This window comes from Martinezella miluonensis (assembly GCF_900094545.1).
Lineage (GTDB): Bacteria > Pseudomonadota > Alphaproteobacteria > Rhizobiales > Rhizobiaceae > Rhizobium > Rhizobium miluonense.
The window spans coordinates 36,681-45,695 of record NZ_FMAH01000051.1 but is presented as its reverse complement, the minus strand read 5'-3'; the positions used below and the strand labels follow the sequence as shown (position 1 = coordinate 45,695).

Here is a 9,015-nt window from a genome sequence, read left to right as displayed (position 1 = left end):
CAGCGGGTTCTTCTCCCCGAACCCTGCACCCGTAGCCGAGCTGACCTCCAGCTCCATCAGCCGTTCGGCCGCAAAGCCGATCATCTCACGCAACAAATCTGCGTCCGCACTCTTCTCAACAAGCGAACGCACGTTCATCATGTCATCGGTCATCAGTGATCTTTCCGTCAGGTTGTGTCTTGAACAACCCGACCCTAGCGGAAAACACTGATGGCCGCCCGCAAAGCCGATCACCCGCTACAGCGCTATGAAAAGCGCGCGGGCGCTCGGCTTTGCTATCTTCCGTCACCTACACCACGTGCCGGGACACAATCCTCATAGCATCGGATTAAATTTTGGTCCTTCGTGCTGGGGCCAACTCTCTGCTTGTCTCATTATCTCACCGGAGATAATTGGCGTGGCCATCAGATTGAGACGCTTCCTTCATCATTGCTTGATGAGAAATCACAACAGGCCAGCGGCGGCGAAGGGCTTGCGCGGAAAAACGTGCGCAGGGATCTAGTCTTGCTCGAGCTCGGCTTCCCGCATGAGCTGGTAGGGATCGATGCCCACTGCCCTGCTCATCTTGATGAATTCAGCGACGTCGAGCCGCCGTTCTCCCAATTCAACCTTGGAGACAAAGGTTTGCCGGCGCCCAATCAGCTGGCCCAACTCCGCTTGGGTTAGGTTTGCAGCCTTGCGAGCCGCGATCAAGTCATCAATCAGTCGGCGGTAAACAATCGCATGAAACGAGGACAATTTTGATAGCCAGTTGGTTAAAACCAGCAATTTCAATAAACCCGGTTTTCGGATACCCCAAAATAGGGTATATAGAGAATAAGCACGCCAGCAGGCGAGGGATGAATGATCACATTTTTGATTGGCTGTATGCCGTGTGAACCTCTTCAATGCGGGGATGCAACTGATGGATGATCGAGTCCCGAAAGCTTTAATCGGAAACCCGCAACGGCAATCCGTCAAGAGTATGGGGGTTATTCCAGACACTCCCTCGATCCATCCGATCGATCGGCATGTCGGCCAGCAGCTTCGGATCATCCGGATACATTCGAACCTGTCGCAGACCGAGCTCGGGAAATTGGTCAATCTGAGCTACCAGCAGATACAGAAATACGAGAGCGGCAAGAACCGTATGAGTGCCTCGGTGCTCTACGAGATCGCCAACTGTCTGAACGTTCCGGTCTCGCGCTTCTACGACGGTCTGCCGCAGCTGGGATCAGAGCCGGTGAACAGCGGCTTGCCTGAGATAGACGAGCGCATCGCTTACCTGGCAACAAGCGAAGGCCGACGCTTCGTCGAAGAGATCCTGCGGCTTCCACCGCGGCTTAGGACCCGAGCCTTTGCCCTGATCCAGGTCTTGACTGTCGACGCTGCGTGAATTTCCGTCAGAAGCGGGCTCTTCCGCAATTTCGGTGCAATTCAGTTTCCGATGATGCGTGAGCGCAGGAGGTCCATCCCAGCTCTTCCGTGCATAGAGCGCTTGATGAGCTTTAGCTTATTAATCTTCCCCTCGACCTGGCCGCTACTCCAAGGCAAGGTCAATGCAGCATGAACTGCCTCGACGTCCCGACAGATCCCGCGCGCAAACGAAGACATCGGTCCGGTCATTGCGTCATTTAACCATGGCTTCAGATTTGGTTTAAGCGGCGCGAAGGCGCACGATCCGATGCCATATTTCCATAGCTGGATCGCCGTTCCGTTAACCTGATGTGGTGGATGGCGCCCTCCGACGACATCGAGCCAGCCCAACAATAGTCGTTTGTGTCAAAATAATCTCCGTAGGTTGAACGACGGAGCCACATAGCGTCGGCTGATAAAACATTGATGAGATCTGCGGGCGGAAGGACTGCCAACAACCTTTCAGAGAGTGATGGTCGCCGCCTCCACTGGGGACAAGTTCGTAACGTCAAGCTGCAGCAAGTTGGCCTCGTTGAGGTGATCATCCAGACTATGATGATCCTAAAGGCGGTCCAGACTGGGTTCCAAACCCGAACGGCTCCGGTTACGGATGGAAGGATAAAGATGGGAATGTACGGATTCCAACGGGCAAAGGCGGGCTCTTGAGTGTCCAGGCACGCGATCTTGTGGAGTCGATGCCCCGACGCCCCTATGTTATCAGATTGCTGGATGCGGACGAGGTGGTGGTCTTTGAACGAAAGTTTTAAGACACTGTTACGCAGGTCCGCTTGCATGAGAGCACCCGGAAGCTCGATATCTGGTTCGGTGCTGCTACTTTGCTCAATACGATGTAGATGAAATGCGATCTGGCCCGACAGAAGGCCCATCCGAAACAGTCGGTGGGCTAAAGGGTTTGAGCGACATCGAAAGGAGATTCTCCATGTCCTTCCCACCGCCTCGGTCAGAAGAAGCAACCCAGCGCTTGCAGGAATCAAGGCTGGCCGCCCGAATGGCTTTAGAAGCGGTTGTCGCAGCCGCCAACGAAGCCGGCTGGAATACTTGGGAGATTACTGACGCGCTGGTCGACGCTGCACTGCATCTAAAGCACGCTGAAAGCGCCGATCCTGGCCTCGCAGATGATCTGCCAATTGTCGACGCCGTTCGCGAACAGATCGGCCACGGTGAACAATTTGATTAGAAAATCGCTTCACGGCACGAGGAGCCTGCACGACTGGCGGCCGCCTCATGTTGTCAAGGCTCCCTCGTGAGGGTGTTGATCCGAATGGCGTCACTGAAGATTATTATCATGAATGACGCTCTCGGGACGCAATCGTGCAACTTTCGTGGCCAGCATTTCATTGGTGCGGTCTGCGTTCCGCGCTTCCAATGCAGCAATTAGAAGGGCATTGATGAAGATGCGGATCGTCTCGTTGAGATCGGCGCCAGGTTGCGACCAGCCCGGCCCGCAATCAACCTTCTCTCCAGCAAGCCCTCGACGTGGAAGAGACCGCAGGTTTCGTCGGCTTCGTCGTCGGCCGTGAGCTCGAGGATACATGAGAAAGTGCCCGGTGCCTCAGCGGATCCTTGATCAACTCGACCTGAGGGCAACGTTGGTGGGCCGTACCCTCCTGAATCTCCCGCTGGCCGCGGTCTATCGGATTACCACTCGCTGAGGCGAAGAGCTTTGCATTGGCGGATTGTGCAACACGATTGACGTGTTCTGTCACTGCAGGATTGCCTGCCTGCCGTTAGCCTTCTTTCCGTCCGCAGATAGCAATCACACCGGACGTGTCGCCAGACCCATGCAAGTTGGTCTGCAATGCAGTTGCGCGAGACTGAGGGCACGGACCGTTCCAGCCCGTGGCCCTTCCTTTGCGGATTGCATCAATATTAGTTTATTCGAGAGGTTTCACTTTATGGACGTGTCAAAGGTCTCAAGGCGATCTGCCGTATTCCTGGCATTGGCAACGGTCGGACTGGCCGCCGTGCCGGCAGCCTATGCGCAACAAGCCTCGCCAGCCGACGCCATCGTCGGTGTGTGGCAGGCGGACGATGGCAGCGTGAAGCTCGATATGTTCAAGGCGGGAACGGAGTTCCGTGCACGGCTACTCTACGGCAATCAGTTGGTGGAAGCCGACAACGTCACCTTCAAGAAGGACGCGAAAAATCCCGATCCCTCCTTGCGTTCCCGGTCGATGAAGAACGTCGTGTTTATCACCGGCTTGCGCTGGGATGCGGGGAGTTGGACAGGTGGCTCACTCTACGACGGCTCGTCGGGCCGCACGTATAACTGCCAAGTCACGATGCAGGGTAGTAAAATGAACCTGAGAGGCTATATCGGCATTTCCGCACTCGGCCAGACCAGGGCTTTCCATCGCGTGGGCGCGTAGCCCGCAATCATTGATTACCTGGACAAGCCACCATCTTTTGCCAACTGAGGCGCCCCCAACAAATCGGTCGTGGTCAGGTGGCTTGGCGTCGGGCGGGTGCAGCATGAGGCTGTGCTCGCCCGATTTGCCTCTTGCAGCGACCACGGAGACCGTTGGCCATGAACAGCCTGCCTTTGAACTGGTTGCTTGATTTCGGGCTGGTCGCCTATACACGCCACCGCTCGGCCGGGAAGCAGTTTTCCTGAAGAGGCGGCATCCCACATTGGCGTAATATGCAACAGTGACGGCATCTTCCGTCAATGAACAGGCACCGGCGACCTTATATTTGTGATCTTGCGAACAATGAGGCAAATATGAGTAACACACGCAAGAAAACAGCACTCGTGACCGGCGCATCCTCCGGTATGGGCAAGGAAATCGCCAAGCGCCTCATCAGCGATGGCTTCAGGGTCTATGTGGCGGCGCGCAGCGTCGATAAGATGCGTGATCTGGAGAAGATCGGCGCGCGTGCCCTACAAATGGATATTTCCGAGGACGACGAGATCAACGCCGCCGTTAGCACCATTCTGGCAGAAAGCGGCTGCGTCGATGTCCTTGTCAACAATGCAGGCTTCGGACTGTATGGACCTGTTGAAGATATCGCGATGGATGAGGCGAGATATCAGTTCGAGGTCAATGTTTTCGGCCCGGCTCGCCTGACTCAGCTTCTGTTGCCGGCGATGCGCCAGAGAGGTTCGGGCACCATCGTCAATATCACCTCGATGGGCGGCAAGATCTATACATTGCTCGGTGCCTGGTATCATGCCACCAAGCATGCGCTCGAAGGCTGGTCGGATAGCCTGCGACTGGAGCTGGCTCCATTCGGCATCAATGTCGTTGTCGTCGAACCAGGCTTGATCGAGACGGGATTCGGCGACGTGGTCGCCGACGGTCTCGTGAAGCGTTCCGGAACCGGCCCCTATGCGAAGGTCTCGCAAGTCGTCGCCAAGACCACGAGGGCGACCTATGGCCATGGGCGCGGTACGGATCCGAAAGTGATCGCAGATGTCGTTTCGGCTGCTGTGCATGCGAGAAGGCCGCGGACGCGCTACGTCGCCGGCAAATATGCCAAGCCGATGATTGCAATCCGCGAATGGTTCGGGGATCGGATGTTCGATCGTATCATCATGAGCCAGATGCGCTGACATTCCCGAAAGCGGATGACGCGTACTCCTGCGAGATCAGGCTTGAAGGGTCGACGGAGATGAGTGTGATGCCAGCAGATAAATGCAAGGTGCCGCAGGCCTTCTGGCGTGCGGTCGAGCGGATCGGCCTGCCGCCGTCCGCGGTTCTGCGGCAGGCCCGTTTGCCTGCCACGCTGCACCTTGGCGAGAATGGCATGGTGACGACGGCGCAGTATTTTGCGATCTTCAGGGCGCTTGAGGAATTGGTGCCGGAGCCTGCACTCGGACTTCGGCTCGTTCGTGAGGCGGACACGGCGGTTCATCCACCATCGACCTTGGCCGCCTTTCACGCCAGGGATTATCGCGACGCACTTTACCGGGTCGCGCGCTTCAAGCGGCTCTGCACGCCTGAGCAGTTGACTTTCCATGAGGAGAAAGGCGAAGTCTCGATCACGAGCAGCTGGGTTTACGCGACCGAGCTCGAGCCCGGGATCGCCACCGACGTTGCCTTCGCCTTCCTGGTCGAGCTTGGTCGCCGCGGAACCGGCCAGCCCCTGACGCCGGTTCGGGTCGAGTTCATGCGCGCCGGACCAAAGAGCGATCTGTACCAGCTCTTCTTCGGGTGTCCCGTCAAATATGGCGCTCCGCAAAACAAGCTCGTCCTGAAATCCGCCGATCTTGACCGGCCGTTTCCGGGGCACAATCCCGAGCTTCTGGAAATCCTCACACCTGCGTTGGCCGCCGCTATGGGTGAACTGCAGGCGCGCAGTTCCATTGGCGATCAGGTGAAAGTCGTCCTGAAACGGTCGCTTGCAAGCGGACGTCCGGAGCTGTCGCAGATAGCGCAGGATCTCAACATGAGCGAGCGAACGCTGCAACGGCGCATCACCGAAGAGGGCAAGACCTTCCGCGAGCTTCTGTCGGAAGCACGCAAGGAACTCGGACGGCAACTCCTGTCCAACCCGTCCACCGACATCGACGAGGTCGCATGTCTTCTCGGTTATCAGGATCGCAGTTCCTTCTATCGCGCGTTTCGCGACTGGGAGGGGCTGACGCCTCTGCAATGGCGCGAGTTGAACGGACGGGACGCGTCGCACTTCAATTCGCTGCATTGACACAGATCAGGCCCCACCTCCTCCCGCCGTAGCGGCGAGCGTCGGAGGTATTTCCAGCCACTTAAGACAAATCCTTTGGCGCCTGCTGCAACGCGATTGGCATCGTCTGCCACTGCGTCGGCATGCCGCTGCTGATAGCAAAAGATGCCGGGGAGATCCAAAGCCTCTATCAGTTCAAGGAGACTAAAATGTCTGGCAAAATATGGTTCATCACCGGCGCATCCCGCGGTTTCGGTCGCATCTGGGCGGAGGCCGCTCTGAAGCGCGGCGACAAGGTCGTGGCTACGGCGCGTTCTCTCGAAAGTGTTGCCGACCTCAGCGTACAATATGGCGATGCAGTTCTGCCGCTGGCGCTTGACGTCACGGATACTGACCAGGTTCGCAGCGTGATCGAGCGCGGTCATAATCATTTCGGCAGGCTGGACGTCGTCTTGAACAACGCCGGCTACGCGCTTGTGGGCGCCGTCGAGGAAACCGCCGAAGCCGATATCAAGGCGGAGTTCGAAACCAACTTCTTCGGGACACTGTGCGTGATCCAGGCGGCTCTGCCTTTGCTGCGCAAGCAGGGTAGCGGTCATATCATCGGCGTATCCAGCGTCGCTGGCCTCGTCGCGAGCCCGATCATCGGATTCTATCACGCCTCGAAATGGGCATTCTAGGCGATGCATGAAAGTCTCGCCCAGGAAGTTGCCGGCCTCGGCATCAAGGTCACGATGCTGGAACCCGGCGCCTATGCCACCGGCTTCTCCAACCAGACCTCTCTCAAAGTCTCGGCTGGTCTCGAGGCTTACTCGGATCTCAGGACCGGAATCTTCGCGCGCGCGGCCAGCATCGCCTTTGGCGATCCTGAGGCAACGGTGGAGGCTGTTTTGACAATCGTCGACCTGGATGCCCCGCCGCTGCGGTTGTTCCTCGGCACCGAGGGACTTCTGGTCGTACGCGCGGCCTATGCGGCACGTCTAGCAACCTGGGAGGCTTGGGAAAGCGTCTCGAACGCGGCTCAGGGCGAGCCGAAGGTTCGGGAAATCGCTTCGCCGTGAATGCCACGTCTCCGGACGTTTTGTCCGGTGTCACACGCCCCAAGCGGCGAATCGAAATAGGTCGCCGTCGGGACGTTCTTAAACTTTGCGGGCGGGCCAGTGATAAAGTGCGGCACCACCCCGCAATCCCGGTCCTTCCCGCGCCGCTTCGACCTTTCGGTCGCGAAACCAGAATGTCAGCGAAACCACTGCCGTGCCGTCCTTGAGCATATGGTCGAGGAAGCTGCTGACCTTTGGCATCGGCTTGATCATGAGATAGCAGGTCACGGCGTCGGCATCACTTATATCTCGGTTGAAGAAGTTCCCCCAGCGGATGGTCACGTTCTCGAAGCGCCACATCCGCAGCTTGGAGAACAAGTAGGGCACCGGCGAGATTTCGATCCCGCGGATTTCAGCATCCGGAAACGCGCGAGCAAGTGCGATCGCCAGTGAGCCCCAGCCACTTCCGAGCTCGTAGATGATTGCACGCTTCGGCAAATTCGCCTTCCGCAACAACTCGATGACATCGGCGATTTCGGCTGCGCTGGATGGCACTGGTGGAACGCCCGTCAGACCGTGGACTAGGAGGATCGACAGACACAGCGATAGCGCCATGATGATCGGAACGAGTGAAGGAAGATCGAGCATCGTTTATGCGATAACCTCGTTCCATTTTCTTATCAGCGGTCAATGACCCGATACGGCTGGCCGTAGGGAATATGATAACAATTGCACAAAATTGGGCTCTCGGCAGTGGCCTCAGCTGCCAAGATGATGATTGGCGGCGCCAAAATGTTTCGTGCGGGCCGGGATCGTAATTTCCCAGCTGAGGATTTTATTGAAATGCCAAGCTGAAAATCGGACAGCATCTCCGCCCTTGAGATGGGATCGTGATCCTGGGCGCGCCTACGATTGCAATCGCAAACTGAAATTGAAATCCTTAGCAGAAAATCGAGCCGACTTTGACGTTTAAACCCACTGCTTCAAGATATTTCGCCGGTTGAAATCCGGAACTAGAAGCGACAACAGGTTGCGCTCTCGGTCTATGTCGGATTTTGCTGAGGATTTAGGTGTGTTGTGCGATCAATTTGGCGATGCAGCGGCAATCCATAGAGGCTCCTGCTCGCGGTTACCTGGAGAAACGTTCCACGCTCAAGAATAGCAAATCAGCCCAGAAATGAACCGCGAAAATATCCGGTACTTTCTGTTTAAGGATGGAGTGCAACAATTTCGCCGGGGTTAGAAGTGGAAATAACAATCCATGCGACAGCCGCTGAGGGTTTTGGCGAGGCTTCCGCTTCGTTGAACGTAGATTCTCCGTCCCGTCCAAACCGGAGTCGCAGGTTTTTTGTAACCAAGCGCTTAATCGCTTTCCCCGCTCATGAAGGAAATGCCGTGAACAGACTTCACCTGACAACCATGACCCTCGCCACCATGCTTCTGACCACTGCGTCCGTCGATGCTGCCGATTTCTCCGTCACGCCGGTGAAAGACGGCGACACCTTCATCGGTTGCCTCGCTCAGAACCCCGCGACAGGCGTCGGTCTTCTCGCCGTTGGCGACAAGGTCGTCCTGTTTGCCAATTCTTCGAAGTTCACTTTCGCCAAGGGCGATCAGGTGACCGGCTCCTGGTCGATCGATGGTGGCACGGCCACAAATTTCTCGTCGACTGCTGACACGGCAGCAACGGCAACGATCGACGTCCCGAACACGACCGAGGCCGTCATGGCGCTGACCAGCGGCAAGTCGCTGAGCCTGACCGCCAACAGCACGACTGCCGATTTCAGCCTCGCGGGCGGCGAGAAGGCCTTCATGGGCCTGTCCGAATGCATGACCACCCAGGCGGCGCAGACTGCTAACTAGGCCGCACCCATTTGCGAATGATATGGGGGTAGGCGAGACGCACTTTACAAACGGGTCTGGCGACCGTCCA

Annotated in this window: 10 protein-coding genes and 3 pseudogenes; 9 read left to right on the top strand and 4 right to left on the bottom strand. The window is 57.2% G+C overall.

All coding sequences use genetic code 11. The annotated features are described in order from the left end of the window. Both GA0061102_RS32740 and GA0061102_RS28175 read right to left on the bottom strand, forming a co-directional pair. Positions 1-153: pseudogene (locus tag GA0061102_RS32740) on the bottom strand (IS256 family transposase); the annotation flags it as partial. Between the two features lie 345 nt (positions 154-498). After that, complete coding sequence (locus tag GA0061102_RS28175) at positions 499-774, bottom strand: helix-turn-helix domain-containing protein (protein WP_245298164.1); 276 nt, start codon at positions 772-774, stop codon at positions 499-501. Between the two features lie 130 nt (positions 775-904). Between GA0061102_RS28175 and GA0061102_RS28170 the strand changes: the two genes are divergently transcribed. Then, positions 905-1,375, top strand: coding sequence for a helix-turn-helix domain-containing protein (locus tag GA0061102_RS28170; RefSeq protein ID WP_092855381.1), 471 nt, complete (start codon positions 905-907; stop codon positions 1,373-1,375). 41 nt (positions 1,376-1,416) lie between these two features. On the opposite strand, the pseudogene GA0061102_RS33705 reads toward GA0061102_RS28170, so the two are convergent. Continuing rightward, positions 1,417-1,584: pseudogene (locus GA0061102_RS33705) on the bottom strand (ISL3 family transposase); the annotation flags it as partial. A gap of 377 nt (positions 1,585-1,961) precedes the next feature. Here GA0061102_RS33705 and GA0061102_RS34115 point away from each other — a divergent pair. From GA0061102_RS34115 to GA0061102_RS34005, 7 genes and pseudogenes are all read left to right on the top strand, one after another. Further along, a pseudogene (locus GA0061102_RS34115) lies at positions 1,962-2,162 on the top strand (polymorphic toxin type 37 domain-containing protein); the annotation flags it as partial. 173 nt (positions 2,163-2,335) lie between these two features. Then, entirely contained in the window at positions 2,336-2,593 is a 258-nt protein-coding gene (locus GA0061102_RS28155) for a hypothetical protein (RefSeq protein WP_092855375.1), read from the top strand. A 718-nt stretch (positions 2,594-3,311) separates the two neighbouring features. Further along, positions 3,312-3,785, top strand: coding sequence for a DUF2147 domain-containing protein (locus GA0061102_RS28145; RefSeq protein ID WP_092855373.1), 474 nt, complete (start codon positions 3,312-3,314; stop codon positions 3,783-3,785). A gap of 353 nt (positions 3,786-4,138) precedes the next feature. After that, positions 4,139-4,969 carry an oxidoreductase gene (locus GA0061102_RS28140; RefSeq protein ID WP_092855371.1) on the top strand — a complete coding sequence of 277 codons (831 nt, stop codon included), beginning with the start codon at positions 4,139-4,141 and terminating at the stop codon, positions 4,967-4,969. A gap of 59 nt (positions 4,970-5,028) precedes the next feature. Beyond that, positions 5,029-6,063, top strand: coding sequence for an AraC family transcriptional regulator (locus tag GA0061102_RS28135; RefSeq protein WP_092855369.1), 1,035 nt, complete (start codon positions 5,029-5,031; stop codon positions 6,061-6,063). Positions 6,064-6,251: 188 nt separating this feature from the next. Beyond that, positions 6,252-6,722, top strand: coding sequence for an SDR family NAD(P)-dependent oxidoreductase (locus tag GA0061102_RS34010; protein ID WP_342588049.1), 471 nt, complete (start codon positions 6,252-6,254; stop codon positions 6,720-6,722). Positions 6,723-6,725: 3 nt separating this feature from the next. Next, positions 6,726-7,103, top strand: coding sequence for an SDR family oxidoreductase (locus GA0061102_RS34005; RefSeq protein ID WP_342588048.1), 378 nt, complete (start codon positions 6,726-6,728; stop codon positions 7,101-7,103). Positions 7,104-7,181: 78 nt separating this feature from the next. On the opposite strand, the gene GA0061102_RS28125 is transcribed toward GA0061102_RS34005, so the two are convergent. Further along, positions 7,182-7,730 (bottom strand): class I SAM-dependent methyltransferase, encoded by a 549-nt coding sequence (locus GA0061102_RS28125; RefSeq protein WP_092855367.1) that lies wholly within the window; start codon positions 7,728-7,730, stop codon positions 7,182-7,184. Between the two features lie 747 nt (positions 7,731-8,477). Here GA0061102_RS28125 and GA0061102_RS28120 point away from each other — a divergent pair. Further along, positions 8,478-8,945, top strand: a complete 468-nt coding sequence (locus GA0061102_RS28120; protein WP_092855365.1) for a hypothetical protein — start codon at positions 8,478-8,480, stop codon at positions 8,943-8,945. Positions 8,946-9,015: the final 70 nt, after the last annotated feature.